Origin of the sequence: Mesorhizobium sp. LNHC229A00 (genome assembly GCF_000502415.1) — a bacterium.
Lineage (GTDB): Bacteria > Pseudomonadota > Alphaproteobacteria > Rhizobiales > Rhizobiaceae > Mesorhizobium.
In genome coordinates this window covers 630,288-655,536 of sequence record NZ_AYWQ01000003.1, presented here as the reverse complement: position 1 = coordinate 655,536, position 25,249 = coordinate 630,288, and the positions used below count along the sequence as shown (strand labels likewise).

Sequence of the window (25,249 nt, the reverse complement as noted above, 5' to 3'; positions counted from 1 at the left end):
GATCGTGGGGAAAGTTCGGCGCTTCGATGGGCAGTTCGTCAGCCGGCGTTCTTTCCCTCTGAGTCACCGCCGGAAGCATTTCAGCGACCTCAACGAGGATATCCTTGACGAAGTGATTGATCTGGGCGCCCATCTACCGCGAGCCTGTTGTCTCCGATGGCGTCCGAACTTGCTGCCCGAACCAAAGTTCCGCCTGAAACGCGTGACGAGGCGAATGAAAGTCCGCTAACACCGTGCCCGGCGCGCGCTTCGCTCAAGGCATCACTCCGGCTTGATGGGCCGTCATGGCAGCCATGTTCTGATCCAGATGGGCCATGATCCAGACTGAGCCCAGAACCACCAGCGCCACGATCAGCACGCCGAAGGCCAGGGCCAGAACGTTATTGGTGTTGTCCCGTCCGGTCGTCAGGTGGAGAAAGAAGACAAGATGCACGCCCATCTGCGCGACAGCGAGCACCACCAGGGCCGAAATCACCGCCGGCTGGTAGATCAGGTTGGTCTGAGCCGCCAGGAACGAAGCAATCGTAAGCAGGATGGCCAAGCCGAAGCCGAGCAGGTAGCCAGAGAGGCCCCCCGCCATTTCGTGCTCGGTTATGCGTTCCTCGCCCGGCGCTGAATCGCGGCGGTCTGGCGTCTCGCCGGTCCCGCTCCCGCCCCCGATCTCGGTCATGGCGATGCTCCCAACAGATAAACCAGCGTGAAGATGGCAACCCAGATGATGTCGAGCGCGTGCCAGAAGAGCCCGAAGCAGTGGAGCCGCCGCAAAATATCGGGTCGAAAACCCTTGACCCACAGCTGCGCCATCATGGTGCCTAGCCAGAGCAGGCCGAGTGCGACGTGGGTCCCGTGGCAACCAACGAGTGCGAAAAAGGCTGAAAGAAATGCACTTCGAGACGGGCCTGCCTGCTCGCCGGCCATCGCCGCGAACTCCTGCACCTCCAGGAGCAGGAAGGCTGCCCCGAGCAGGCCCGTAATCAGCAGCCAGAACTGGGTGGCAGCCATCGATCTGCGGTGGCTCGCGAGCGTTGCCAAGCCGCCGGTGAAGCTCGAACTGAGCAGAAGGCCCGTTTGTACCGCAACGCGCGTGGGTTCGAACAGATCCTTGCCGGTCGGCCCGCCGGCGGTTGCCTTGGCGAGCACGGCATAGGCGGCGAAGAAAGCCGAGAACATGATGATGTCGGACAGCAGAAAGATCCAGAACCCGTAGGCAACGGTGACGAACTTCGACGCCGGACCGCCCTGTCCGTGGCCTGTCGCGGATCTTGCACCATGGCTGCCGGTGCGATTGAGCCGGTATGGGTCGCGTGTCTGGCGGTCGGCGCTGATGTCGCTGGTGAAGGCGTGATCGCTCATACCGGACGCTCCCAGCTGCGCAGGAAGGCAAGCTGCGCGGCTCGGCCGTTTCGGTCTATTCGCGCGACCTCATCGGCGGGAATCTCGTAGTCGCCATGATCGCGCCAGGCGAAGACGACGAAGGTGGCGTAGGCGCCGATGAAGCCGACGATCGCCAGCCACCAGATGTGCCAGATCAGCGCGAAACCGATCAGCGTGCTGAAAAAAGCAGTGACGAAGCCTGTCGGGCTGTTGCGCGGGATCTCGATAGGCTCGTACGCGGCCTCCGTCTCCGCGCTCTGCTCCTCGATCCCCCGTTGCTTGATGCTCCAGTAGGGTTCTTCGTTCTCGACGTGTGGCAGCCGCGCAAAGTTGAAGGCGGGCGGAGGGGAGGATGTCGACCATTCCAGCGAACGCCCGTCCCACGGGTCGCCGGTCTCGTCGCGAAGCCTGTCGCGATGCCGGACCGAAACCACCAGCTGCATGATCTGCAGTGCGGCGCCGATGATCATCACCAGCACGCCGAACGCGGCCACCACCAGCCACGGCGCCCAGAGATCCATGTCGATGTGCTGAAGGCGCCGCGTCATGCCAAGCAGGCCGACGATATAGAGTGGCACGAAGACCAGCATGTAGCCGACCAAGGTGACCCAAAATGCCGCTTTCCCCCAACCTTCGTGCAACCGGAAGCCGAATGCCTTGGGGAACCAGTAGGTGAAGCCGGCGAAGGCGCCGAACAGCACGCCCGAGATGATGACGTTGTGGAAATGTGCCACGAGGAAAAGCGAGTTGTGCAGCACGAAGTCGGCGGGCGGGACGGCAAGCAGGACGCCGGTCATGCCGCCGACGGTGAAGGTGGTGACGAAAGCCAGCGCCCAAAGCATGGGCGTGTCGAAACGAACGCGCCCGCCATACATGGTGAAGAGCCAATTGTAGATTTTTACGCCGGTGCCGACGGCGATGACCGAGGTGGCGATCCCAAACGCGGCATTGACGTCGGCACCGGCGCCCATGGTGAAGAAATGGTGCAGCCAGACCATGAACGAGACGATGCAGATGAACATCGTCGCCGCGACCATTGAACGATATCCGAACAGCGGTTTTGACGAGAAGGTCGAGAAGATCTCGGAAAAAATCCCGAAGGCTGGAAGTACCAGGATGTAAACCTCGGGATGGCCCCAGGCCCAGATCAGGTTGACGAACATCATCTGATTTCCGCCGGCTTCGTTGGTGAAGAAATGGAAGCCGAGATAGCGGTCCAGCGTCAGCATCGCGAGCGTGGCGGTGAGGATCGGGAAGGCCGCGACGATGAGCAGGTTGGAGGCCAGCGATGTCCAGCAGAACATCGGCATGCGCAGATACCCCATTCCCGGCGCACGCATCTTAAGGATCGTCGTCACCAGGTTCACCCCGGTCAGCAGAGTGCCGACGCCGGAGATCTGGATCGACCACAGATAGTAGTCGACACCGACGCCCGGCGAGTAGGTGGTTTCCGACAAGGGCGCATAGGGCAACCAGCCGGTGCGCGCGAACTCGCCGATGACAAGCGAGATGTTGACCAGCAGGGCTCCGGTGGCCGTCAACCAGAAGCTGACTGAGTTGAGCGTCGGAAAGGCGACATCGCGGACGCCAAGCTGCAGCGGCACGACGAAATTCATCAGGCCGATGATGAAGGGCATTGCCGCGAAGAAGATCATTATCGTGCCGTGCGCCGAAAAGATCTGGTCGTAATGCTCGGGCGGAAGATAGCCTGGACCGTGGATGGCCAGAACCTGTTGCGTGCGCATCATGATGGCATCGACGAAGCCACGCAAAAGCATGAGCATCGCGAGCACGATGTACATCACGCCGATGCGTTTGTGGTCGACCGAAGTTATCCACTCGCTCCACAGATAGGGCCAATATCCCTTGAGACTTATCCAGCAGAGCACCGCTGCCGCAGCGAGGAACACCGCGAAGGCCGCACCGAGGGGGATAGGTTGGTCGAACGGAATCGCCGACCAATCCAGCTTGCCGAGCATTGTCATTCTTCCCCTTCTGCCTGCTGGTGGTGCGCCATGGCCGCCGCTCGTAACGCCTTCGGACTGACCTGTGGCTCGCCGCTACCGGTACTTTCAGCGGGGCCGGGGCCGGGCGGCAGCGTCTGCTGGACAACCGCTTCGAACAGCCCGGGCTGCACATGGCCGAACGAAGCCGGTGGCAGGTTTGTGCTTTGCCGGGCGAGTTCGCGGTACCCGTCGGCGTTGAGCACGCCGCCGCCGCCACGCAACGATGACGCCCAGCGGGTGAACGCATCGGCCGAAACCGCGATCACGCTGAAGTTCATGTCCGAGAAGCCGTCGCCGCTGAAATGCGCCGACTGACCGAAATAGCTGCCCTCGCGGTCGGCTTGCAGATGCAACTCGGTCTGCATGCCGTTCATGACATAGACCATGCTGCCAAGCTGAGGCACGAAGAACGTGTTCATCACGCTGGCCGAGGTCAGCTTGAAATGCACGGGAACGCCGGCCGGGATGACCAGCTGGTTGACCGCTCCAATTCCCTGCTCGGGATAGAGGAACAGCCATTTCCAATCGAGCGCCACCACTTGGATGTCGAGCGGTGGCTGCGCCGAGGCGATCGGTTTGCGCGGATCGAGGTGATAGGAACCGTAGTAGATCAGTCCGCCAAGGAAGAGGATGGTGAGCGTCGGGATCGACCAGACGATCAACTCGATCCGACCTGAATAGGTGAATTCCGGGTCGTAACGGGCACTGCTGTTGGAGGCGCGGAATTTCCAAGCGAAGGCCAGCAGTGCGATCAGCGTCGGAATGACGATCACCAGCATCACCGCCAGCGAGTTCAAAAGGATCGTGCGATTGCCCGCGCCAATTGGCCCTTGCGGGTCGAGCACGCCTCCCGCGCAGCCGGGCAAGAATGCGGCCGCGGGTATCCCGAGCAGCGAGTGCGCCGGCTTGAAGGTGGGTGGCAAAAACAGCGGCTGCGCCACGCATCTCGGGGAGGACGCGTCGTGAGGGCACGCGTTCTTCGCGTTTTCCATCTAAGTCTTCCCTGACGCAGAATTCGAGATACGCCCGGTGTCGCTTGCCGCCCAACGAACGCCCTAACTGGCGCCTGTGACGTTTGTTCCGCCGCCGCCCGTCTTGGGCAGCCGAGCGGCAAAGCTGGCCCGGTTTTGACAGATCTTGAGAACCGCGGCAGAGCGCTGCGCTCGGAGGCTCAGCTATTTGGAACCGTCGCCGGCTCGCGCACGAATTTCATTTTCGGCGGCACGGCAAACTCCGTGAACCGATCAGCCAGGCTGTCAAGAGCTTGACGCATGCCCACGCCAGCCGCCGGCGCCCCATGTCCACTGATGATCATCTGGGGCTTCAGCGCGGCCAAGCGCTTCACCGATCTTTCCGCCGCATCCCAGTCCGGCGTGAAATAGCGTGGCGGACCGTGCATCTCGAGATCCTGAACGGCGACCTCATAGACCGACTCCTGCCCTGTGGTGATGAAGGCGTCCCCTACGATCAGCGAGCGGTCCTCCTCGCGCCAGAGCGAGATATGCCCCGGGGCGTGTCCTGGTGTGTGCAGCCATTGCCATCCGGGCATTCCGGGGATCGATCCGTCGCTCGGCAAGGGTTCCAGGCGGTTGCCAAGATCGATCGGCCCGCGTGGAAAGAGCGGCGAAAGCAGCGCCATCAGTCCACCTCCAACCCAGGGGTCCGGCGGCGGATAGGATGTGGTCCCGTCCAAATAGGGGCGCTCGAGCGGGTGTGCGAAGACAGGCACGTCCCACGTATTCGCGAGGTCCAGAACCGTTCCCACATGGTCGAAATGGCCGTGCGTCAAGATGATCGCAGCCGGCCGCGCGTCAGTCCCGAAGCGCTTTTCCGCCACAGCAAGGATGCTGCTCCGGGACGTCGGCAAACCGGTATCGATCAGCACCCATTTCCGGTCTCCGCTGCCCGGTGCGCCGAACAACACGACATTGACGATTGCAAACCGCAAATAGCCAAGATCCGGTGCGATGCTCCAAGCACCGTCGCCACGATCCTCGCGCCTGGCATGGTCGATATCTGAAAGTCGAATTTGAACGGTCATATGATCCCGTGCCTCTGTTGTTTGCCGAGCAGCCGGTCGAGTTAAGCCACGCCGGTGCTACATTGCCCCGAACTTGGCTCAAGCCTCCTTGTTCCTGACGTCGCCAATCGCCACCCAGCTCCCAGGCGGTCGACCACCGGAACAAAGGCTCGGCCCGTCGGTTCGGNGTTCGGCACTACCCGGTCAGGCAGGACGAAGGATCTGCTGAGCTGAGCAAAGGGATGCGGCTTGCCCGGTCGGATCCGGCGTTTCGCCAAAGGCAATTCGCGGTCCGAACAGGGCGGCCGAGTTTGAAACTGCCCAAAGGAGACTCCGAATGGACGAAGTGGGACTCACGGACGGGCACGAAGTGGGTGAGCCGGCTCCGGGAGCTTCGCGCTTCGCCAGTTTTTTCATGGCGGGCTTTGAGTGCTCCTCGCACCGGCGCAAGGACGGCGTCCGCCTCGACCTTATTCGTGCGACCTCGCACAATTTGCATGCCCTCGGCGACTACCGGGCCTGCGCCGACCTCGGCCTGCGCACCATTCGCGATGGGCTACGCTGGCACCTGATCGAAACCGCTCCCGGAACCTATGACTGGTCAAGTTGGATGCCTATGGTCGAGGCAGCCCGATCGGCAGGTGTCCAGGTCATCTGGGATATCTTCCACTATGGATCCCCGGACCATGTCGATCAGGGGTCCATCCATTTCATCGATGCCTATGCCTCGTTCGCGGCGGAAGCCGTGAGGGTGCACCGCTCGATTACCGGCACATCGCCTCTGTTATGTCCGATCAACGAAATCTCCTTCTTCGCCTGGGCCGTCGAGGTCGGCTATTTCCCGCGCGTAGGGCTGAACAAGCGGGGATGGTTCAAGCGGCATCTCGTCAAGGCTGCCATCGCCGGTGTTCGTGCAATGCGCGAGGTCGATCCGGCATGCAGATTTGTCTGGGCCGAGCCGCTCATCCACATCGCGCCTCGCGACCGGACCCGCGGCGAACGGCGCCGCGCCGAAAACGCCCGACTGGGACAGTTCGAGGCCTACGACATGTTGCTGGGCCGCGTCGAACCCGAGTTGGGCGGCAGCGAGGATGTTGTCGATGCCGTGGGCCTGAACTTCTATCCGCACAATCAATGGTACATAAATGGGCCGACCATTCCGATGGGACACCACGAGTACCGTGCTCTGTCGGAAATGCTGATCGAGGTCGCTCATCGATATGGCAAGCCGATGTTCATCGCCGAAACCGGCTCGGAGGGATCGGGCGGGGCTGCTTGGCTCCACTATGTCTGCGACGAGGTGCGTGCGGCGATGAGCCTCGACGCGCCGATCGAGGGTATTTGCCTGTATCCGATAACCGCTTACCCTGGGTGGGATAATTCCCGACATGCGGAGGTGGGGTTGTTTTCGGTCATCCAGGCGGATGGTACGCGACGCCTCCGCCAGCCCGTCGCGGACGAACTGGTTCGGCAGCAAGGTCTGTTCGCACCGAACCGGACGCGCTGAAGGAGCGGCCGGCAACAAGGTGGGCGGGTTGTGGATGCCGTCCCGCGCCGTTGGATCAGCTTTTTGCGGTCTCCCCCGCCTCGCGCAACCTGGCGTACCGCAGGGTCACGTCGCTCAGATTTTCCTTCAGCCAATCGGCCATGGCTTCCTCTTCGCTCAGATTCTGCCTGAGGGCCGTTTCGGCATGCTGGAAGCCGCCGGCATCGGCGAGCACCAGGAGCGAATTGTAGGCAGCGATCTCGTAGTTCTCGAAGGCGAAATTCGCCAAGCTGTTCTTGATGATCTCGTCGCCTGCCATCGAGTGTCCCATGGCCGCCATGCTGCCAACAATCGATAGGGCCGTGTCCTTGAGCGTGGAGTGCTCTTCATCGAGGCCCTCCAGGACCGCCTCGATCCGGGTGATCTGGCCCTCGGTCTCCTGAATGTGCCGGCGCAAGCGATCAACCACCTCAGGATAATTCTCGATACGCTCGACCTGTGGTTTCATGATCGACAGCGCTTGGTTCTCCATGGCATGGGCGTTGCGCAAGCCAACAATAAAGATCGAACGGCTCTCCGTGGTGAAGTTTGTATCCATCACAATTCTCCTTCTGATTTGCCGGCGCCAATTCAGCTCCCATGTGCGGGAGAACTCACCGCCAGTCCGCCTAGGGGCGTCCTTCCGGTGCCCGCCCATTCCGGCAGACTTTTCTGGATGCGAGCGAAAGTAGCCAGGGCCTGTCCGACCACCTGGTCCATGTTGTAGTAGCGGTATGTTGCCAGGCGGCCGACAAACCACACGTCGGGACAGGTTGCGGAGAGCGCTTCATAGCGCTTGTAGAGCGCTTCGTTTTCGGCTCGCGGCACCGGGTAGTACGGGTCCCCGATATCCGTCGGATATTCGTAAGTCAGGCTGGTCCGCGCGTTCTGCTGGCCGGTCAAATGTTTGTACTCCGTGATGCGGGTGTAATCTTGCGTCTGCGGATAATTGACGACCGCAACCGGCTGAAACTGCTCGCGGTCCAGGGTGACGTGCTCGAAACGCAGCGAGCGATAGGGAAGATGCCCAAGCTGCCACCCGAAATATTCGTCGATTGGACCGGTATAGATCATCCGCCTGAACGGGATCTTCTCACGGATTTCGCGGAAATCGGTCTGCAGCATGATCTTGATGTTCGGATGGTCGAGCATGCGTTCAAACATCCTGGTGTATCCGCCGGCCGGCATTTTCTGGAAGCTATCGCTGAAATAGCGGTCGTCACGGTTGGTCCTGGTCGGCACTCGTGCCGTCACCGATTTGCTCAGCTGACTGGGATCGACGCCCCATTGCTTCCGAGTGTAGCCACGGAAGAATTTTTCGTAGAGCTCGCGGCCCACCGTGCTGACAACGACATCCTCGGCCGTGCGAACGTCCTCTACCGTCTCGCGTCGCGACGCAAAGAATTCCTCCAACTGGGCCGAGGTCAGGTCCAGCCCATAAAGGCTGTTGATCGTGTCGAGATTAATCGGGATGGGAACGAGTTTCCCGTCCACCGCCGCCAACACCCTGTGCTCGTATGACCGCCACTCGGTGAACCGCGACAGGTAGTCCACGATCGCCTGGCTGTTGGTGTGGAAGATATGCGGACCGTAGCGGTGGATCAGGATGCCGGCTTCATTATAGCAATCATACGCATTGCCCCCCACGTGGCCGCGACGATCGACCAGCAGGACGCTTTCGTGACGCTGCGAGGCTATCCTTTCGGCAAGCACGCTGCCGGCAAAACCCGCCCCGACGACCAGCCAGTCGAACATGGCTAAGCGCTCCTGCGAAGAGGGACGATTTTCTTGCGTTCATGGGCGCGCTCGATGTGAGCTGCCATGGCATTCCATGTTCGCTCCCAGGAGGTATCCGCAAGGTAGGCGTCGACTTGTCGCCGGAGCATCTGGCGCGGTCGCGAAAGAGCCGAGCGGAGCTTGGTTTCCAGATCGTCGCTGTCGGCGATTTCCACCAGTCCGGCAGCGCCGTAGCTGCGCACCACGTCGACTATCGCCGTCGAGACCACCGGCAGCCCGGCCGCGAGGAACTCCGGCGTCTTGGTCGGGCTGATGAAGCGGGTCGCTTCATTGAGGGCGAACGGCATCCAGCCGGCATCCCAGTGGCGCAGGTAGTCGGGCAGATCGCGGTAGGCTTTCCCGCCCAGCCAGTGAAGATTCTCGGCTTGCGGCAGGCTTGTAGGATCGATCTTGACCACCGGGCCAAGCATGACGAAATGCACGTCCGGCATGGTCTCCGCCGCCTGGGCTACGAGGTCGACGTCCAGCCGCTCGTCGATGACGCCGAAATAGCCGACCCTCGGGTGAGGAATGCCGGCCTGATCGGCTGGGTCCTTTCCCGGCTTCCTGGCTTTGTGAAAGTGGTTCACATCGATGCTGCTCGGAAAGGGATAGATCGCGTGATGCAGGTGGCGCTTGGTCTCGAACAGGCTCAGGCCGCCGGTGAAAACAAGATCGGCGCGGTTCAGAAGCGCCTTCTCCATCTGCCTCAGTTCGGGCGGCGCATTCTTGAACGCCGAGAGTTCGTCCATGCAATCATAGACGCATATGTCCGGCTGGAGGTACTCCGTGAAACGAAGAGCCATTGGCGTGTAATACCATGCGATCAGCCGGCTGTGCGGCATAGAAGCGATTGTCTGCTGAACAAATCTCCGCTGCGCGGCGTCTGCTTTCGCGGCCGACGTGCCGACCGGGAGCACTGGTGTCGCAATCAGAATGTTTGGCGAGGCCTCGCTCGTCCGCAATAGCGGCTGCGCCAGTTCTTCGAAAACAGGTTCTTCAAAGTAGACAACCCTCTGCTGCATGGATGCGAGAGTGAGGATATGCTGCGGGCGTTGATGAACGAAATTCCACCTTAAATGGGAGAAGCAAACCAGTAGATTTTGCCTGTCAGCTTGTTTACTGACCATTACCCTGCCCAAGGCTGCTTCCATTGAGATATTCCTTTTATAGACGGTCATTTGTGTTGCGACTAACATTTGTTAATCGTGGATGAGGGACAACTAGACTTCGGTTTCAGCTCCTAACTTTCGGGTAGGTGAGTTGTTCCAAAGTGAAACGAGAGCTCGGTCGCCGCTTCGGATTGGACGAATGCAAAGCGCCGGCCGCGCGGAGGCAGACTGGCTGTCTCAAATGGCGGGTCATCGAACTGCCCCCGACGAGGTTTGCTGGTGGAGAACCGCCTTTGCCGTATTTGCGTTGCACTTGCTGGCTATAAAATATCCCGGACATCAACTTGATTCGCCCGCGGCATTGGGCGCGTCCGGGGCAAGGGCAAATTCCGGGGCTAAGATGAAGATCGATTTCGACACCAACGTGTTTCCGCTGTTCCATCCGCAAAGCGTGGATGACCTCAAGGACCCATGCCCCGTCTTCGATGGCAGGCTGTGGCATGTCTTCGGTTCTAGCGGGACGGTGACGACCGAGACGTGGAGAATCCTGCACGCGACGGCGCCCGACCTCTATGGGCCTTGGATCGAGCACGAGGCGATCGAGCTTCCCATCAACGGGACGGGGGTCGCGGCTCCGGGCGTCATCCACGAAAGTGGCGTCTTCCACATGTTCATCCAGACCGAGTTCATGAAATCCGGTGGCCGCTGCGAGCATGCGGTTTCCAACGACGGCTTCCATTGGGTGGTTCTCAGCCCGGCCATTCTCGCCATCCCCGATACGGAGGAGGATGGCATTTACGATCCGCACCCGGCGGTCATTGGGGGCAAGCGCTATCTCGTTTACTCTGCCATGCCGAAATTCAACAGAGTGCCGCAGCCCGACATCTATCTCGCTCGCAGCCAGTCCGATTCGTGGTTCGGTCCGTGGAAGCGGATCGGCAAGATCCTCGATCACGCTGATGTCCCTCATCACAATACGAGAGAGGATCCCGACTATGAATGGGGCATAGAAGGTGCCCAACTGGTCGAGTTGCCGGATGGCCGAGTGCTCCTGAACGCCACTTGTTTTCTTCCAAATGGCCTTCGTGGGAATCGTCAGCGCGTGTTTTTCGCCATCGCTGACGAGGTTGCCGGACCTTACGTGTCGATAGGGCCGGTGCTCGAGCCAGGCCAGCCGGGCGAGAACGGTCATTCAACGGTGATGATCGAAGGCAGCCAGCTTTCACTGTTTTACCAAAGCCGGGTTGCCGCGACCGACCACCGGTGGCGCTACGGCTTGGCCCGATGTGACGTGGCACTGTTTTCCAAGGTTGCATGATCCCTGCCCTGCCGGCCGGCCGGCACGACCGTGTTCGACCGGCCGTCGTCGTCGTGCAATTGAGTTTCCGCTGACCCTAGACGATCCGCTGCCAGTTCTTCCCAAATTAAACGCCTGCTCGGGCGGAACAATGCTTCCGGGCTGAGGTTCGGCTGACTTCAAACGGAGAGTCAGCCATGTATTACACCGACAAGAAATTGCAGTTCCCGGTTCAAGTCGAGACGCCGAACCCAATCTTTGCTCGCGCCTTACAGCAGGCCATAGGCGGAGTGGAAGGCGAAATTCGTGTCGCCTTGCAGTATTTCTTTCAAGCCTGGGGGTGCCGTGGACCGGCCAAGTACCGCGACCTGCTGTTGAACACAGCCACCGAGGAGCTCGCCCATATCGAGATGCTGGCGACCGCGGTCGCGCTCAATCTCGAAGGGGCACCGCTTTCACTGCAGGAGGACGTGTCATCCGATGCGGTCGGCGGCTCTGTCCTCAACGGGATGAATTTCCGCCATATCTTGTCGACTGGGCTCGCCGCCCTGCCGGAAAACTCCAACGGTGTTCCCTTCAATGCTTCGCATGTTTATGCCAGCGGCAATCTTGCCGCCGATATGGTCGCCAACGTCACCGCGGAAGGAAGCGGGCGCGTGCTTGCGACCCGCCTCTACAACATGACCAACGATGCCGGAATGAAGGACATGCTGTCATTCCTCATCGCGCGCGACACCATGCATCAGCAGCAGTGGCTGGCGGCGATCGAGGACATGGGCGGCCTGACCGCGTCTCTGCCGGTGCCCAATTCCTTCCCGCGGGAGAAAGAGCATCAAGACGTATCCTATGCGTTCATCAACTGTTTCGTCGAAGGTGTCGCACCGGCGCAGGGACGCTGGAGCGAAGGCCCGTCGATGGACGGCAAGGGCGAGTTCTCCCTGTTGCCCGGTGCACCGATGGGCGAGGAGCCAATGCTCTCGCCGCCACGGCCAAGCTCTGGTGCGCAGAGTGAGCAGATGTTCGACAGGAAGGCAGCCGAATAGTCATCGTCACAGGCAGAAGGCGGCGGCCAAATGCGGCCGCATCCGCTTGTGCCGTTCGTGCCTGTCAGGACGCGTCGGGCCGAAGGAGCCTGGCGCAGACATCGCGAATGAGCTGCGGCAGGACGTCGAACGCATAGCCGACATGCAATCGCTCCAGCGGCGTGTGATAATCGCGTCCCCACGGACCGATGTTGATCGTCGGCATGTTGGCCAGGGCTCGCGTGAGAGGCCAGCGCACGCTGTCTTTCCAGGCTGGCGTGTTGCGGGCGACGATGTCGAGGGAGGATTCGGCCGCTTCGCCAAAGAAGCTCATGTCCGAAATCCCGGCGAAATAGTCCGCGCACGTGACCACGCTGCCATGGCGAGCCCCTGCCTCGTCGGCCACCTCGACGGCAGCGGCTCGCAGCCTGGCGGCTGCCGGCTGCGCGGAAAGGTTCGTCGGCAGATAGGGTATCGATCCGAAGCCCGTCACGATGGCTGGCCCGGCCAAGCGGCTGAGTTCCCAAGCCTGCTCGGTTATCAATCGGCACTTCTCGGGCAGGGGCTGTTCGCCGGCGGCGATCGAAGCAGAAACAGCTTCGAGCCGCAGCCGCTCCGGTTCTTCGAGACGCGCCAGCAGAGTCTCATACCGATGGACGGGGATAGATTGCACCACCTCAAGCAGACCTGTTTCGTGCTGAGCAGAGACGCGGCGCCGGAGCTCCTGCAAAAGAAGCGAGGCCGCTTCGGCGCATAGGCTGTCGAACCGGTCGAGCACCTCACTGGGCGCTCGGCGATAACTCAGCACATTGAAGGTGGCATGGGCGGTCCGCGGTGTCGTGACATCATATCCGGTCTTTCCGTCCCGAATCCCGAGCAGGCTGGGCGGGGTGCCGGGTCCGGTGCCGCACATGTCGGTGAGCTCGGGCGCCCATTCGATCCGCGTGGCGATTGCCGCGGCGATAGCGCCGGCATTGAGGCCATTCAAGGGAAAGCCGCTATGTGTGGGAACACCAACCACGCAGGCGGCTGGAAGCAGCTTGCCGACGGTTCCCAGAGCGATGACGCGACCCTTGCTGCCGTCGCCATCATCCGCGATCGCATCGAGATTGATCACCGCGAGCAAATCGAGGTCGCGCTCTTTACAGAGTCCAGGCAGCATCTGTGCCGCCTTGCGGGCGCCGGCGGAATTGTTCTCCTCGTCCGGCACGGCGATAAAAAGCAGATTTCCAGCCGGCTTTGCGCTTTCGGCAAATTCGGCGCATACGGCCAGCCCCGCTGCAAGGCCCGCTTTCATGTCGAGAAGGCCGCGTCCGGCAAGGAATTCGCCGCCCGCGAAATCATGGTGCGCCAGGATGGCGGCTGGAGCATTCGCGGCGACGAGGGAACCGTGCAACGCCTTTGTCAGCGCGTCGGGCCGAGTGGCCAGAGGCTCCAACTGTCCGTAATCGCTTGTCCCGACGGTGTCGTAGTGACCGGTCAAGAGCACGGTCGGGCGACCAGTGCCGCGCAGGAGCATCGCCACGCAGTGACGGCCGTCCTGAGGTCCGACCTCGATCGTCCAGACCTCCGCGTTCTGAAATGCCGTCTCCTTTCGGAGTTGCGCCGCCAACCAAGGGCCGAAGGCAGCCTCGCCGTCCGTGCCGGTGACGCTCTTCTGCTCGGTCAAACCGACTGCCCAGCGCCGCGCACGACTGGATAGTGTCTCGATAGGATTGCGGGTCATTGCCGTCCTGCCATTCGGGTGGGAACGGTGGACCCTATCCTGGTCCAGCGATTTCTCTCAAGCGCACTTCGGCGGTGGCTCAGTGGAATCGACTTGGAAGCAACTCTCGGCCGAGGCAGCTCGTCTCGATGACGGACTGGCGGCGCTCCCGACCGGTTCTTCCCGCATTGCTCTTGGATCGCAAAAAGCTCTTCGCCGACGGAACATCGCAGGTTCTATGAAGTTGGGCTGCCAAGGAGGAACGTGCCCATGAACGGTGTCATCTATCTTATCGGCCTCGTCGTTGTCGTGCTCGCGATCCTCTCCTTCCTCGGTTTTCACTAGGTGACCCATGCAACGCAATGACGGCCAGGGCCGTAAACCCACTGATTTCGACAAGGCGACAAGCGACGTTTCCGACAGGCTCGGCCGGGAAAAACAGCGCGCGAGCGAGTTGCTTCACGATGCTCGCGACGGACTGGCCCGCAAGGCTGGCGACTACGCGACGGAAGCCACGCAGGTTATTTCGGACAAGGCGGAGGAGACGCAGCGCGACATCGGATCGAGCTTGACGGCGTTGGGCGGCGCGCTGCGCGCTGCCAGCGAGCATCTGGCCAACAATGATGAAAGGACCGCGTCGAAATTTGCCCTGGACGCCGCCGGCGGGCTGGAGCGGCTTTCCTCCTCGTTGAAAGAAAAGCCGTTTGGCCAGGTGCTTGAGGATGTGCAGTCCTTCGGCCGGCAAAACCCCGGTGTCCTGCTTGCCGGGTCCGTATTGGCCGGATTGGCGCTGGGTCGATTCATCAAGGCTTCCCCACCGAGAAGCCCCGAAGCATCTCGAAGTGCCTCGGGTGGTGTTAACTCGCAGACCGGCGAAGCTGCCGGCTGGTCAGCCGACGGTGTGCAAGGATTCGGCGGCGGCGTTGACGATCTGGCCACGCCGTATGGGGAGCAAGACAGATGAACACTCAAGACAATCCCAGCCTCGCGACCCTGGTGACCGACTTGGCCCAAAACGTCACCACGCTGGTGCAAACCGAAGCCAGGCTTCTGCGGGCGGAGCTCTCTGAAAAGTTTACCAAGACGGGAGCTGGCGCCGCCGAGGTGCTGGGCGGGGCCATCTGCCTGCTCGCGGCTCTGCTCGTGCTGCTTCAGGCCCTGGTCATCGCATTGACGCGGGCAGGGCTGGGGGCCGGGTGGTCCTCCCTGTTGGTCGGCGTTGTGGTGGCAATTCTTGGCGTCATTCTGCTGCGCACCGGCATGGCAAGCATGGCGCCTTCCGAACTTACTCCCGACCGAACCCAAGAACAGCTCAGGCGCGACGCGACTGTGATCAAGGAACAAGTGAGATGACCGAGAAATCCGCAGCCGAACTCGAACGCGAGGCGGAGGCCGCGCGCGCCAGGGTGGTGGAGACCGCCGAATCCATTCGAGGCAAGATGTCCCCGGGACAATTGCTGGATGAATTCACCGGCATCTTCTCCGGAGGAGAGAGTTCGGCAATGCTCAACAATCTGAGAACGCAGGTCAGGGACAATCCCTTGCCCGTGACCATGGTGGGCGCAGGTCTGGCTTGGCTGATGCTGGGCAGCGGTCCGTCGAACGGCAATCGTCGCCGGGCCGGCTATACGGCGCCTACTCCGCCCAGCGGGCGTGACGAGGCGGAGGGCGGCGGCTTGGGCAGCACGCTCTCCGGAACCGCTGAATCGCTCTCGTCAGCTGCAAGTAGCGTGGGCGCGGCCATAACGGGCGCAGCGAGCGGCGCCGCCGAAGGATTGACGAGCAACGCCGCCAGCGCAGGATCGACGGCTGGCGACATGGCTGCAAAAGCCAGTCGCTCGGCACAGGAGCTGTTGAACGATCAGCCCCTCGCGGTCGCGGCGGTCGGTCTCGCCATCGGCGCCGCGATAGGCGCCATGTTGCCCCATACCGCAGTGGAGGATGAGCAACTGGGGGCCTATGGCGAGAAGCTTCGCAACACCTCGGAGACCATGCTCGAGCAAGGCCTCGACCAGGCCAAGCAGGTTGCCGCGGACGCCTATGAGACGATCAAGCAGGAAGCTGGACGGCAGGACACACAAGCAGGCACGGTGGCCGACCAGATTGGTGAAATCGTCAAGTCCGCGGCCGACACGACGGAGCAGTCCGTACGGGAACGGGTCTCTCTCCCATCGGAACAAAAATCCTAGCCGAGGATGCTGGAGCCGCCGTCATCCTCATGCGACTGGCGGCGGCGCAGGCAACTCGCGAAAGGGTTGTCGCTCTAGTCTTCAGAGCTCTTTTCGCAGGAAGATGCGCGCGGTGCCCGGAATGCCAAATTCAACCCTGCCAAATTCCTCGTATCCGTGGCGAACATAGAAGCCAGGTGCCTGGAAGCTGCTGGTCTCGACCACGGCGCGCGCGCAGCCACGCTTTCTTGCCTCTGTTTCCACGGCTGACAGAAGCCGGCTGCCATACGACTTTCCTCGAACATCCTCAGTCAGGAAAAACATGTCCAGGAACAACAGTCCAAGCTCAGTCCTGCCCCACAGACCCCCAACGACCTTTCCCGAGGCGTCGCGCACTATGGCGCCGATCGGCATTCGATCCGCGACGCCGGACTTGGCCACATTGTAGCGATAGAGAGCAGCGCCCGCTTCTGCCTTGGCATCCCCGCCTGTTTCAACCAACTCGATCAGGAGATCCGGCTTCCGTGCTGCGCCGCTCGCTGAACATGCCCAGTCTGAAACCTGCTTCGATCTTGTCATCGTTGGATCTGCGAAGGAGACTTTCGCTTCACTTGCCGGCCCCGCCGCCCACGGCCATTCGAATGCCAAGGCCGACAATGAAGCAGCCCGCTATCCGTTGTTGCCAAAGTCTCACGCGGGGTCGACGCATGACCCATTCGCCGAGCACACCAGAAGCAACCGCATAGGTTCCCAGGACCAAGACGCCAGTCAATTTCTGGGTCGCGCCGAGCATCAGCATCTGGAACCAGACAGAGCCACGGTTCGGATCGACGAACTGGGGCAGGAACGCGATCATGAAGGTCATGGGCCACGGATTGATGAGGTTGGCTATCATACCTTCCCGCATCGCTGCGAGCGGACCGACGCGCTTGACGCAATCGACATCCAGATCGCTTTTCGTGCCCGAGAGCAAACTTATGCCCAACCAGACCAGATAGGCTGCCCCAGCCCAACGAAGCGCGTCGAATGCCAATGGCGATGCACGCAGGAGCGAGGAGACACCCAAGGCGATCAGCGGCAGTTGCACCGTGCCTGCGCCCAATGTCATTCCCACGACCGTGAACAACGCCACGCCACGGCCTTGCCCGATGCCACGTGCCATGACCAGCATGCTGTCGGGGCCGGGTGGCATCTGCAACAGGATCACGGTGCCGAGAAAGGCGAACCACAGATTGGGATCGATCTTACACCTCCCTGCCCAAGCCTATTTGGCGCGTTCAATGCCGGCCCCCTGTCCCGGCAAGCGGCGACATTTTGCCTTGGCGCGATCACTCCTGGGGCCGTCTAGCCGGCCTTGTCGAACCGCATGGAGCCCCCCTCGGTCACAAAATGTTCTCAATATACCTGCTCGCTGAGAACTCCGTCGCAACGCGATATTTCCGGCCCGGAGCTTCCGATATTCTCCTCGGCGTCACAATTTTCCAAAGGGAGATTTGTTCCCGGGGAACGAAGGCTGCGTGTCATCCGGCAGCACGTGGCCCGACCATTGTGCTGCCCGTCCCATCTTCGCCAGATCAAAACCAGTGGGCCGTCAAGCAAGGAAGTCCAGGATGGCCTTCGCCAACAGGTCCGGTGCTTCTTCGGCGACATGGTGACCGCTGTCGATGCCTTGGCCTTGCAGGTGCCGGGCCCACGGGCGCCAGATCGCCAGCACATCACCATAGAGCCGTTCAAGATCGTCGCGCAGCGACCACAGGACAAGCGTTGGACATTCGACCCGTAGCCCTTGGGCGCGATCCTCCGCATCGTGCCGCCGATCGATCGTTAGGGCGGCCCGGTAGTCCTCGAGCATCCCATGCACGACGTGCGGACTGTTGATCGCCGTCTGGTAGTCCTCGAAGTTTTCTTTGCCCATCGCTTCGGCCGATCCGCCATACCACGCCTGCGGATCGACATTGATGGCGCGCTCGGGCTTGTCTGGCTGGGCAAAGAAGAACCAATGCCACCACTCTGTCGCAAAGCGGCTGTCGCAACGCTCCAGATGCTCGAGGACCGGGATGCCATCGATTTCGACAAGGTGCGATATACTGGCGGGATGATCCATCGCCATCCTGAATGCGGTAAGGGCGCCACGGTCATGCCCGGCGACGGCGAAACGATCAAAACCAAGCCTGTGCATCAGAGCGACGCAAATGCCGGCCTTTGCCCGCTTTGAAGATCCCGCGCTTTCCCAGCCATCGGCCGGGACGGATGATTGCCCAAAACCCGGCAGGTCCGGGCAAATGACGGTGTGACGTCTTGCCAGTATCGGCGCGACGCGATGCCATGTGGTGTGGGTTCGCGGGTGCCCATGCAGGAGCAACACTGGCGGGCCAGCCCCACCATGGCGCACGCGCAACATCGCATCCGCAAGCTTGACGATCTCCAGGGCAAAGCCGTCAAACATCATTTTTGCCGAGGGTCGGTCAGCGACTGTCCAGCGGCGACGAAAGTGCCCTCCTTCCGAGCAACCGCCGCGGCCAGAAGCGTACGCGCCGCGTTTCGGACTTCCTCCTGCAGGTCCTTGTCATCGTCGAGGTCGTCGTGGCTGGTCGCGTACGGCTTCCAATAACCGGTGTAACGGTCGAGTTCGGCCTTCGGCCCCGCCGGGACCATTTCGATCGATTTCAGCCAATCCGATAAAGAGCGCCGGACGTTTTCGGCTCCCTCGGTATCGCCATGCACGATTACCGAAAAGAGCCGGCCGGCAAGGTGCCGGGGATAGTCCCATCCCTCGAGTTCCAGCGCCTTCGCCTCCCGCGCCTCCTTGCCGTGCGTGGAACTAGGATCGGGATTGCCGCCATCGGCGCATACCAGACGGTCCATCATCAGCTTCAGCGGCGAGGTGGCCTGATACCAGTGGACAGGCGTTATGATCATCACCGCATGGGCAGCAACCCACATCGGATAGATCTCGTTCATCCAGTCCTGCGTCTGGCCGAGCGAATGATTTGGATAGCAGGAACAGGGCCAGTGACAAAGCGCGGCAGCAGTGGAGAAGCAGGCCTTGCAGGGGTAGATTTTGCGGCCGTATTCGGCGGCCAGCCGGGACAAATCCAGGATCTCGATTTCCGCGCCGCCGGTGTTGAAAATCTTCCGGGCGATTTCGACCAAACGATAGGATTTGGACATCTCGCCGGGGCAGGTGTGCTCGCTGCGCGGCGATCCGTTCACGATCAGGACGCGGCGTCGTTTGCCCCGCTCATTCATGCGCTTTGCGCGCTCGATTGCTTGTCTGGCCTCGAGCCAATCGACCGCCAGATCGTAATCGGGATCGGCAAAGCCACGTCCCGCCTTTCGGGTCCGCGGGCTCTTTCTGGAATCCCTGTAGGCCTGCCAGGCCACCTCCGTTATTCGCTCGATGTCGGCGGCCAGGGGCTCGAACGCCGGATCGTTGAACTGTTCGCCATAGCGACGCTTGAAAGCCTCTTCGTCGAGGCGGGGGCTGGGCATGCCCTTGCGCGGTTCTGGCGCGCCGCTCTTCAGCCAATCGAACATGGGGTCTCACCTCTGCGTGGAAAGCCATCCAAGCTCAAACGCAGCAAACAGGCGCGGCGTTCCGAACGCGCGATAGCCATGATCTGCAAGGATTTTTTGGCGAACAAACGAGGCGCGCTGAAATCACCCGAACCGGCGTGTTGCGAATTGATTCGCCAAGTTCGGTACGAAGGCGTACACAAAGAGGTCGTCAGCAGCACGATACGGGCGTTGACGCTTGGGAGCGACCATCGCACTCCTGCCCCAGCGTGAGGCTAGGATGTCATGGCGAAAGACCCCGAGCGCCCCGGTCTAGCGGCCGAAGCCGTGCGTACACTTGCCCGAGAATCGGGCGCTACGGAACAGCAGATACGAGACATAGTGTTGCTGGTGGGGTTCGACCGCTCCTCGATCCTCAGGGAAGCTCGTCTTCTCGCCAAGGATGGATAGCCGACAAAACCTGCGGTTTGTCCACAGCAGCTACTGTCGGTTTCATACCGACGCGGCCGCCTGCCTAGTGCTGGCCGGGTGGGACGGTTTATGTTTTGCCACCGTCCGCTCGTTCGAGGGGCGCGGCCGGCCGAGAGATCCCAGCGCTCTTGCCCAAGTGGAGAGCGTCTCGTGGATCACAAGATTCTGCAGGCCAAGAGCGAGTTGTTGCGCCGAATGAGCGCGGCCGATTTCGAGCGGCTGCGGCCTCATCTCGAAAGTGTTTTTCTGGAATTGCGCTCGCCGTTGGAGATCGAAGGCAAAAAGATCGAAGCTGTCTATTTCCTGGAGAGTGGCATCGCATCGGTCGTCGCCAAGACTTCGGGAACGGCGGAATCAGAGGTGGGAATAATCGGCTTCGAAGGCATGACCGGTTCGGCGCTGATCATGGGCGACGACCTGGCAAGCTTCGATTGTTACATCCAGTCGACGAGCGAAGCGATACGGATGAGCGCCTCGCCGTTTGTCGAAGCCTTGGAAGAGAGCCCGACCTTGCGGCCGTTCCTGTTGCGCTACGTCCAGTATCTCCACGTCCAGACGAGCTACACGGCATCGATCAACGCACGACACAGCCTGGAGGTCCGGCTGGCGAGATGGCTTCTGATGTGCAGTGACCGGACCGTCGGCGACAGGATTATGATAACCCACGAATTCCTTTCCGTCATGCTGGGCGTCAGGCGCCCCGGAGTTACCGTGGGGCTTCAGACAATAGAAAGCCATGGCTACATCCGTGCCCGCCGCGGCGAAATTACCATCCGGGATCGGAAAGGTCTCGTGGCGCTGGCACGAGAATCTTACGGCCCTCCCGAACTGCAATACCGTCGGCTGGTCGGGGACCTCGGTTCAAAGAACCCTTCGAGGCAGGACCGTCCGCCCACCTGACCGCCATCATGTCGGCATTGCAGGGCGGGTATTGCATGCATTGCGGGAGTGGCCGACGCGACAATGCCAGTGACGGCACATTGCCTAAGCCCGCATCGGCCACTGCGGCATGATTTGGGGATGCCGCCTGGTCAATCTAGTCCTCTGCCAATGACTGACAATAAAGGGCCAAGGTTTGGTAAGAAACGTACGAATTTAATCTCGCGCTGACGATGCCGGCGCGCTTCGCGCCATTCACCGCCGACGGCGATCGCCCTTGGTCAGGGCAATCACAAGTCCTTGAACGCAAACTGTTCCCGGAACATCTCAACTCCAGGTTTGTTTGAAGCCCAGATGCTATCCGGAGCAGGGCGAGAAGGTCCATGGTCAATTCGCGATCGATACCGGTGGTCGTCGGCCGCCCGATCCATCGGACACCGATGGCGGTCGCCAATGCTTGTTTCATCGGTGCGCTGCTGACTGACCTCACCTATTGGCGAACCGCGGAGATGATGTGGGCCGATTTTTCCGCATGGCTGCTGTTCGCCGGCCTCGTGATGGGCGCTCTTGCGGTGCTTGCGGCGCTTTTCGATCTCTTCACCCGTCGAATTCTCCGTACGCACGGAGCCTATCTGCTCGGCAGCCTGGTGGTGCTTGTGCTGTCGTTCTTCAACGCGCTGGTGCACAGCCGTGACGCGTGGACGTCGGTCGTGCCGGCAGGACTCATCCTCTCCGCGGCGGCCGTGATCGTCTTGGTTCTCGTGCGGTTGCTGGGATGGAGCACCGGCCGCACTCGCGTGGAGGTGGTCGAATGAACGCCCTGCAGGTTTCGAACACTCACGTCCGGCGTGCCCTTGGGTTCGGTCTGTTGTGCGGATCGCTTTTGGCATTGCCAGCCTGCAGCAACGACGACCCAGACCCGAGCGGCCAGGTCGGCCCAAGTCCGACACTGCCTGAACCAACGCAATATCTTGTCCCGCCCATGCATGTCGCTTCGGTCGTCGGCTGGAAACAGGACGAGAAACCAACGGTCGCGAAGGGTTTGCAGATCCAGGCATTCGCCAAGGGATTGAAGCATCCACGCTCGCTCTACACCTTGCCGAACGGTGACATTCTCGTGGTCGAGTCCGTGGCGCCGCCCGGCGCCGCGATCAAGCGTCCGAAGGACCTGATCATGGGCTGGATCGAGTCCATGGCGACGTCGGGCGGCGGTACCGAGGGAAGCAACCGTATCACGCTGTTGCGTGATTCGAATGGCGACGGCGTGCCCGACGTGCAGGATGTATTCCTCGATCATCTCAATTCGCCCTTCGGCGTGGCTCTGGTCGGCAGCGATCTCTACGTCGCCAACACGGATGCGATCGTGCGTTATCCCTACATATCCGGCGATACCACGATCACCGCGCCAGGCACCGTGCTGACGCCTCTGCCCGGCGGCCCGATCGATCATCATTGGACCAAGTCTCTCGTCGCCAGTCCGGACGGATCGCTGCTTTATGTCGGTGTCGGCTCCAACAGCAACATCACCGAGAACGGCATCCAGGCGGAAAAGGATCGCGCCGCGATCTGGGAGGTCGACAGGGCGACAGGCCGTTCGCGCATTTTCGCAAGCGGGCTGCGCAATCCCAACGGTTTGAGTTGGGAGCCGCAGAGCGGAGCGCTGTGGGCCGTCATCAACGAGCGCGACGAACTCGGCCCCAATCTGGTTCCCGACTACATGACTTCGGTCAAGGACGGCGCGTTTTATGGCTGGCCCTACAGCTACTATGGCCAGCATGTCGATCCGCGGGTGATGCCGCAGCGGCCGGACCTGGTCGCCAAGGCGATCGCTCCGGACTATGCACTGAGCTCCCATGTCGCGCCCCTGGGCCTGGCATTTTACACCGGCACGAATCTGCCCGAATCCTATCGCAATGGCGCCTTTGTCGGCGAACATGGCAGCTGGAACCGTAAGCGCTTCAACGGCTATAAGGTCGTTTTCATACCGTTCAATGGAGGTCATCCCAACGGCAAGCCTCAGGACGTCATCACCGGTTTCCTGGACAGTGACAACAAGGCACATGGGCGACCCGTGGGCGTTGCTGTCGACAAGGCGGGCGCGCTGTTGATTGCGGACGATGTCGGAAACACGGTCTGGCGCGTGACCGCATCTCGGTAGCTATCGGATTGTATACGCAGGAAGCCGGTACGTGACACGCTGGCCAGTTGACCCTCACGCTGTTACCGGCGGCGTAACCTCTACTGAAGATTCAAGGTATGCGTTAACCGGCACGCGCGATACGGCTAGGTCGAGGGGAACAAAGGTCGCGCCGCCTTGTTCGGCAATGATGGCGCGCTATTATTTTGATCTAGTCGACAATGGAACCTCCTTCCCGGACACTGAAGGAACCGAGCTTCCGAGCTTGGAGGTAGCTGAGGATGAGGCGGCAAAGGCGTTGCTCGAAATAGTAAAGGACCAGATGCCTGACGGCAATTTCCGAGAGGTTGGCTTGCATGTCCGAGCTGGTGCTAGCAAACCCCTCGTTACGGTAAAGGTGACGTTCGAACTGGTGCGCAACGGATCTGATAGCGATGGACCCGTGGGAACCTGACTACTTCCTCAATGAAAGTGCGCGCCTATATCAACGGAGGGCGGCGGCACAGATTGCCGATCTTCGCTCGGATATTGAAGACATGCGGCGCGCGTATCGATGAAGCGCGCAAGCTGCTGGACCGGCTTGCCGCCAAATCAGGCGCTATCCACCCGTAGGGAAGGACAAGGCCCGCTCGTAACCCGGGCCGCTTGAGTTGGTGGAGCAATCCGCCTCGTAACTGAGTTTAAGGCTGCTCATCTCGGTTCGTTGTTGATGCTCAGATAGGTAGGATCGAACTCGGCAAGCCTGGCAAGCTGGTCCCAGTCCAGAATGGTGACCATATGGTTCGTCCAGTTAACTACCTTGATCTTTTTCAAGCCGCCGATCACCCGGTTCATGTGCACGACCGACAACCCAAGCACGTCGGCCATTTCAGTCTGTGACAGCGGTAGGTGGAAGCTCATTCCGTTGGTGCGTTTCACCGCCTGCAGGCGTACGAACAGTTCGCAGATGAGATGGGCCAGATGCGAGGTCCTGGAGCGGCGGCCCATTGCCACGATCCATTCGCGATGTATGGCGCCATCGACCAGCGTATCGAGCCACAACAGCCGGGTCAGATGAGGGGCCTGTTCCGTAATAGCTTTCAGCTTGTTGTGATCCGCGTACATCACCCGGCAAGGCGACAGCGCGATGATGCCGTGATCCATGGTCTTGAGCAAAAAGGCGTGGAGATCGACGAAGTCGCCGGGCACCTGCAAGGACGTGAACTGCCGACCGCCGCCCTCGAGCACCTTGTAGCGTGCCGCCAGGCCATCCAGCAGCATGGTGCTATAGGTTGGCCGGGACCCCGCTTTGACCACATCTTGCCCCTTTTCGAACTCGCGTCCGAAAACAACCGTTTCGGCCAACAAGACCTTCTCGACGTCCGACAAAGTGTCGTGTTGGCCGAGTTGCAGATAGAGAGACTCTAACATCATAGCCTCGAGGCGATCGGGGTTGAAACGCCGATCGCCAGATGTCCTGGACGCAAGGATAGCAGCCGGACCTTAGGCCTTCGGAAGATGGCGGACCCTATCATCGGCAGCCTGCGCGTATTCTGGCGCAAGCGCCGGAGCGGGAACCACCAGTGTCGCCAGGTATTAGCACGCTAGAGGTGTCCAAGGCTGCCCCGAAAATGAAACGGTGTCATTTCTATCTCTATTACGGCAACGGCCTCGTACCCGACGACGATGACCAGCCGTTTGAATCGCGAGAACAGGCGAGGGCGGAAGCCATTCGCATTTCGCAGGAAGTCGCTCGCGATGAACTGCCGGATCGCGAGCTGGTCAAGATACCGGCAAGGTGCGCAATGAGGCGGGCGCCCAGGTGTTCGAGGCATCGCTTTTCCTGACCGCCGGGTGCAGCGCGTGACCTTGATGCGGGTCAGCGTGGGAGCCGCTGTGGAATTTGGACTACATTTTCCGATCCGGGCAGTTCAAAGGCCATGGCCAATCGACGCAAGGAAGCCATTTCCACGATCAACTCTTCGATCGAACGATCCGGCAACCCCGTCTTCACTTTCTGCCTTACCCTTGCTGTGAGTTCATGAACGCGGACAGGCGCGAAAAGCGCGCTGTCGTCCAGCAATCTGCTGATTTCGATCACCACATCGGCGTCAATGTCTTTCGGCAATTCCCGCATGGGCGTCACCTTGGAAGCGATCCGAAGGCGGCCAGGCATTGCGCACCAGAAGGCATGCCGGACGCGGATCGGTCGTCGATTCATAAAACCACCCACCCAGCGTGTCACGAAAAAACGTTGGTACG

General features: G+C 61.0%; 24 protein-coding genes. 9 read left to right on the top strand and 15 right to left on the bottom strand.

Annotation, left to right across the window (positions count from 1 at the left end):
- Positions 1-253 precede the first annotated feature (253 nt).
- From cyoD to X742_RS159675, 5 genes are all read right to left on the bottom strand, one after another.
- On the bottom strand, positions 254-670 hold the full coding sequence (cyoD, locus tag X742_RS159660; protein ID WP_023771425.1) for a cytochrome o ubiquinol oxidase subunit IV: 417 nt from the start codon (positions 668-670) through the stop codon (positions 254-256).
- Complete coding sequence (locus X742_RS159665; RefSeq protein ID WP_023771424.1) at positions 667-1,353, bottom strand: cytochrome (ubi)quinol oxidase subunit III; 687 nt, start codon at positions 1,351-1,353, stop codon at positions 667-669. Before X742_RS159665 ends, cyoD begins: the two co-directional genes overlap by 4 nt.
- A complete protein-coding gene (cyoB, locus tag X742_RS159670; RefSeq protein WP_023771423.1) occupies positions 1,350-3,353 on the bottom strand; it encodes a cytochrome o ubiquinol oxidase subunit I in 2,004 nt (667 codons plus the stop codon). Before cyoB ends, X742_RS159665 begins: the two co-directional genes overlap by 4 nt.
- A gap of 2 nt (positions 3,354-3,355) precedes the next feature.
- Positions 3,356-4,372 (bottom strand): ubiquinol oxidase subunit II, encoded by a 1,017-nt coding sequence (gene cyoA, locus X742_RS01000000169895; protein ID WP_023771422.1) that lies wholly within the window; start codon positions 4,370-4,372, stop codon positions 3,356-3,358.
- 179 nt (positions 4,373-4,551) lie between these two features.
- Positions 4,552-5,421 (bottom strand): MBL fold metallo-hydrolase, encoded by an 870-nt coding sequence (locus tag X742_RS159675; RefSeq protein ID WP_023771421.1) that lies wholly within the window; start codon positions 5,419-5,421, stop codon positions 4,552-4,554.
- Between the two features lie 316 nt (positions 5,422-5,737).
- Here X742_RS159675 and X742_RS159680 point away from each other — a divergent pair, with 316 nt between their 5' ends.
- On the top strand, positions 5,738-6,907 hold the full coding sequence (locus X742_RS159680) for a hypothetical protein (RefSeq protein WP_023771420.1): 1,170 nt from the start codon (positions 5,738-5,740) through the stop codon (positions 6,905-6,907).
- Positions 6,908-6,962: 55 nt separating this feature from the next.
- Here the strand turns inward: X742_RS159680 and X742_RS159685 are convergent, their stop codons facing one another.
- From X742_RS159685 to X742_RS159695, 3 genes are read right to left on the bottom strand one after another with little or no spacing between them, the layout of a single operon-like run.
- Complete coding sequence (locus tag X742_RS159685) at positions 6,963-7,484, bottom strand: ferritin-like domain-containing protein (RefSeq protein ID WP_023771419.1); 522 nt, start codon at positions 7,482-7,484, stop codon at positions 6,963-6,965.
- A 32-nt stretch (positions 7,485-7,516) separates the two neighbouring features.
- Positions 7,517-8,680, bottom strand: a complete 1,164-nt coding sequence (gene glf / locus X742_RS159690; protein ID WP_023771418.1) for a UDP-galactopyranose mutase — start codon at positions 8,678-8,680, stop codon at positions 7,517-7,519.
- A 2-nt stretch (positions 8,681-8,682) separates the two neighbouring features.
- Complete coding sequence (locus tag X742_RS159695; protein ID WP_023771417.1) at positions 8,683-9,855, bottom strand: glycosyltransferase; 1,173 nt, start codon at positions 9,853-9,855, stop codon at positions 8,683-8,685.
- Positions 9,856-10,012: 157 nt separating this feature from the next.
- Here X742_RS159695 and X742_RS159700 point away from each other — a divergent pair, with 157 nt between their 5' ends.
- Positions 10,013-11,131, top strand: coding sequence for a hypothetical protein (locus X742_RS159700; RefSeq protein ID WP_245275514.1), 1,119 nt, complete (start codon positions 10,013-10,015; stop codon positions 11,129-11,131).
- A 176-nt stretch (positions 11,132-11,307) separates the two neighbouring features.
- Entirely contained in the window at positions 11,308-12,153 is an 846-nt protein-coding gene (locus X742_RS159705) for a manganese catalase family protein (RefSeq protein WP_023771415.1), read from the top strand.
- A 64-nt stretch (positions 12,154-12,217) separates the two neighbouring features.
- Here X742_RS159705 and X742_RS159710 read toward each other — a convergent pair whose 3' ends face one another.
- Entirely contained in the window at positions 12,218-13,858 is a 1,641-nt protein-coding gene (locus X742_RS159710) for a M20/M25/M40 family metallo-hydrolase (RefSeq protein ID WP_023771414.1), read from the bottom strand.
- Between the two features lie 331 nt (positions 13,859-14,189).
- Here X742_RS159710 and X742_RS159715 point away from each other — a divergent pair, with 331 nt between their 5' ends.
- Genes X742_RS159715 through X742_RS159725 form a run of 3 tightly spaced genes read left to right on the top strand, consistent with a single transcriptional unit; the run spans position 14,190 to position 16,026 of the window.
- On the top strand, positions 14,190-14,801 hold the full coding sequence (locus X742_RS159715; RefSeq protein ID WP_023771412.1) for a hypothetical protein: 612 nt from the start codon (positions 14,190-14,192) through the stop codon (positions 14,799-14,801).
- Positions 14,798-15,190, top strand: a complete 393-nt coding sequence (locus X742_RS159720) for a phage holin family protein (RefSeq protein ID WP_015316434.1) — start codon at positions 14,798-14,800, stop codon at positions 15,188-15,190. Before X742_RS159715 ends, X742_RS159720 begins: the two co-directional genes overlap by 4 nt.
- Positions 15,187-16,026 carry a DUF3618 domain-containing protein gene (locus X742_RS159725; RefSeq protein WP_023771411.1) on the top strand — a complete coding sequence of 280 codons (840 nt, stop codon included), beginning with the start codon at positions 15,187-15,189 and terminating at the stop codon, positions 16,024-16,026. The genes X742_RS159720 and X742_RS159725 overlap by 4 nt, the downstream gene beginning before the upstream one ends.
- Positions 16,027-16,107: 81 nt before the next feature.
- On the opposite strand, the gene X742_RS159730 is transcribed toward X742_RS159725, so the two are convergent.
- The 4 genes from X742_RS159730 to X742_RS159745 form a co-directional block, all read right to left on the bottom strand.
- Positions 16,108-16,584 (bottom strand): GNAT family N-acetyltransferase, encoded by a 477-nt coding sequence (locus tag X742_RS159730; RefSeq protein ID WP_084056256.1) that lies wholly within the window; start codon positions 16,582-16,584, stop codon positions 16,108-16,110.
- Positions 16,585-16,612: 28 nt separating this feature from the next.
- Entirely contained in the window at positions 16,613-17,167 is a 555-nt protein-coding gene (locus X742_RS159735) for a LysE family translocator (protein ID WP_245273854.1), read from the bottom strand.
- Positions 17,168-17,596: 429 nt separating this feature from the next.
- A complete protein-coding gene (locus tag X742_RS159740; RefSeq protein ID WP_023771408.1) occupies positions 17,597-18,451 on the bottom strand; it encodes an alpha/beta hydrolase in 855 nt (284 codons plus the stop codon).
- Positions 18,451-19,542: a flavodoxin family protein gene (locus X742_RS159745; RefSeq protein WP_023771407.1), complete on the bottom strand. Its 1,092-nt coding sequence runs from the start codon at positions 19,540-19,542 to the stop codon at positions 18,451-18,453. Before X742_RS159745 ends, X742_RS159740 begins: the two co-directional genes overlap by 1 nt.
- 600 nt (positions 19,543-20,142) lie before the next feature.
- Here X742_RS159745 and X742_RS159750 point away from each other — a divergent pair.
- The 3 genes from X742_RS159750 to X742_RS159760 all read left to right on the top strand — a co-directional run bounded on the left by X742_RS159750 (position 20,143) and on the right by X742_RS159760 (position 23,029).
- Positions 20,143-20,892, top strand: coding sequence for a Crp/Fnr family transcriptional regulator (locus tag X742_RS159750; protein WP_023771405.1), 750 nt, complete (start codon positions 20,143-20,145; stop codon positions 20,890-20,892).
- A 362-nt stretch (positions 20,893-21,254) separates the two neighbouring features.
- Positions 21,255-21,686, top strand: coding sequence for a DUF2231 domain-containing protein (locus X742_RS159755; RefSeq protein ID WP_023771404.1), 432 nt, complete (start codon positions 21,255-21,257; stop codon positions 21,684-21,686).
- Positions 21,683-23,029: a sorbosone dehydrogenase family protein gene (locus tag X742_RS159760; RefSeq protein WP_023771403.1), complete on the top strand. Its 1,347-nt coding sequence runs from the start codon at positions 21,683-21,685 to the stop codon at positions 23,027-23,029. Before X742_RS159755 ends, X742_RS159760 begins: the two co-directional genes overlap by 4 nt.
- 669 nt (positions 23,030-23,698) lie before the next feature.
- Here X742_RS159760 and X742_RS159770 read toward each other — a convergent pair.
- Together X742_RS159770 and X742_RS159775 are read right to left on the bottom strand one after the other, a co-directional pair.
- Positions 23,699-24,418 (bottom strand): Crp/Fnr family transcriptional regulator, encoded by a 720-nt coding sequence (locus X742_RS159770; protein ID WP_023771400.1) that lies wholly within the window; start codon positions 24,416-24,418, stop codon positions 23,699-23,701.
- 448 nt (positions 24,419-24,866) lie between these two features.
- Positions 24,867-25,124 carry a hypothetical protein gene (locus X742_RS159775; protein ID WP_023771399.1) on the bottom strand — a complete coding sequence of 86 codons (258 nt, stop codon included), beginning with the start codon at positions 25,122-25,124 and terminating at the stop codon, positions 24,867-24,869.
- Between the last annotated feature and the right edge of the window lie 125 nt (positions 25,125-25,249).

What these genes read in the sequence shown, in the direction of transcription:
- cyoA (WP_023771422.1), bottom strand. Translation starts at nt 4,372, where the DNA reads ATGGAAAACGCGAAGAACGCGTGCCCTCACGACGCGTCCTCCCCGAGA.
- X742_RS159735 (WP_245273854.1), bottom strand. Translation starts at nt 17,167, where the DNA reads ATGGCACGTGGCATCGGGCAAGGCCGTGGCGTGGCGTTGTTCACGGTC.
- X742_RS159695 (WP_023771417.1), bottom strand. Translation starts at nt 9,855, where the DNA reads ATGGAAGCAGCCTTGGGCAGGGTAATGGTCAGTAAACAAGCTGACAGG.
- X742_RS159755 (WP_023771404.1), top strand. Translation starts at nt 21,255, where the DNA reads ATGGTCAATTCGCGATCGATACCGGTGGTCGTCGGCCGCCCGATCCAT.
- X742_RS159705 (WP_023771415.1), top strand. Translation starts at nt 11,308, where the DNA reads ATGTATTACACCGACAAGAAATTGCAGTTCCCGGTTCAAGTCGAGACG.
- X742_RS159730 (WP_084056256.1), bottom strand. Translation starts at nt 16,584, where the DNA reads ATGACAAGATCGAAGCAGGTTTCAGACTGGGCATGTTCAGCGAGCGGC.
- cyoB (WP_023771423.1), bottom strand. Translation starts at nt 3,353, where the DNA reads ATGCTCGGCAAGCTGGATTGGTCGGCGATTCCGTTCGACCAACCTATC.
- X742_RS159665 (WP_023771424.1), bottom strand. Translation starts at nt 1,353, where the DNA reads ATGAGCGATCACGCCTTCACCAGCGACATCAGCGCCGACCGCCAGACA.
- X742_RS159685 (WP_023771419.1), bottom strand. Translation starts at nt 7,484, where the DNA reads ATGGATACAAACTTCACCACGGAGAGCCGTTCGATCTTTATTGTTGGC.
- X742_RS159760 (WP_023771403.1), top strand. Translation starts at nt 21,683, where the DNA reads ATGAACGCCCTGCAGGTTTCGAACACTCACGTCCGGCGTGCCCTTGGG.
- X742_RS159745 (WP_023771407.1), bottom strand. Translation starts at nt 19,542, where the DNA reads ATGTTCGATTGGCTGAAGAGCGGCGCGCCAGAACCGCGCAAGGGCATG.
- X742_RS159715 (WP_023771412.1), top strand. Translation starts at nt 14,190, where the DNA reads ATGCAACGCAATGACGGCCAGGGCCGTAAACCCACTGATTTCGACAAG.
- cyoD (WP_023771425.1), bottom strand. Translation starts at nt 670, where the DNA reads ATGACCGAGATCGGGGGCGGGAGCGGGACCGGCGAGACGCCAGACCGC.
- X742_RS159710 (WP_023771414.1), bottom strand. Translation starts at nt 13,858, where the DNA reads ATGACCCGCAATCCTATCGAGACACTATCCAGTCGTGCGCGGCGCTGG.
- X742_RS159675 (WP_023771421.1), bottom strand. Translation starts at nt 5,421, where the DNA reads ATGACCGTTCAAATTCGACTTTCAGATATCGACCATGCCAGGCGCGAG.
- glf (WP_023771418.1), bottom strand. Translation starts at nt 8,680, where the DNA reads ATGTTCGACTGGCTGGTCGTCGGGGCGGGTTTTGCCGGCAGCGTGCTT.
- X742_RS159720 (WP_015316434.1), top strand. Translation starts at nt 14,798, where the DNA reads ATGAACACTCAAGACAATCCCAGCCTCGCGACCCTGGTGACCGACTTG.
- X742_RS159775 (WP_023771399.1), bottom strand. Translation starts at nt 25,124, where the DNA reads ATGCGGGAATTGCCGAAAGACATTGACGCCGATGTGGTGATCGAAATC.
- X742_RS159740 (WP_023771408.1), bottom strand. Translation starts at nt 18,451, where the DNA reads ATGTTTGACGGCTTTGCCCTGGAGATCGTCAAGCTTGCGGATGCGATG.
- X742_RS159770 (WP_023771400.1), bottom strand. Translation starts at nt 24,418, where the DNA reads ATGTTAGAGTCTCTCTATCTGCAACTCGGCCAACACGACACTTTGTCG.
- X742_RS159680 (WP_023771420.1), top strand. Translation starts at nt 5,738, where the DNA reads ATGGACGAAGTGGGACTCACGGACGGGCACGAAGTGGGTGAGCCGGCT.
- X742_RS159725 (WP_023771411.1), top strand. Translation starts at nt 15,187, where the DNA reads ATGACCGAGAAATCCGCAGCCGAACTCGAACGCGAGGCGGAGGCCGCG.
- X742_RS159700 (WP_245275514.1), top strand. Translation starts at nt 10,013, where the DNA reads ATGCAAAGCGCCGGCCGCGCGGAGGCAGACTGGCTGTCTCAAATGGCG.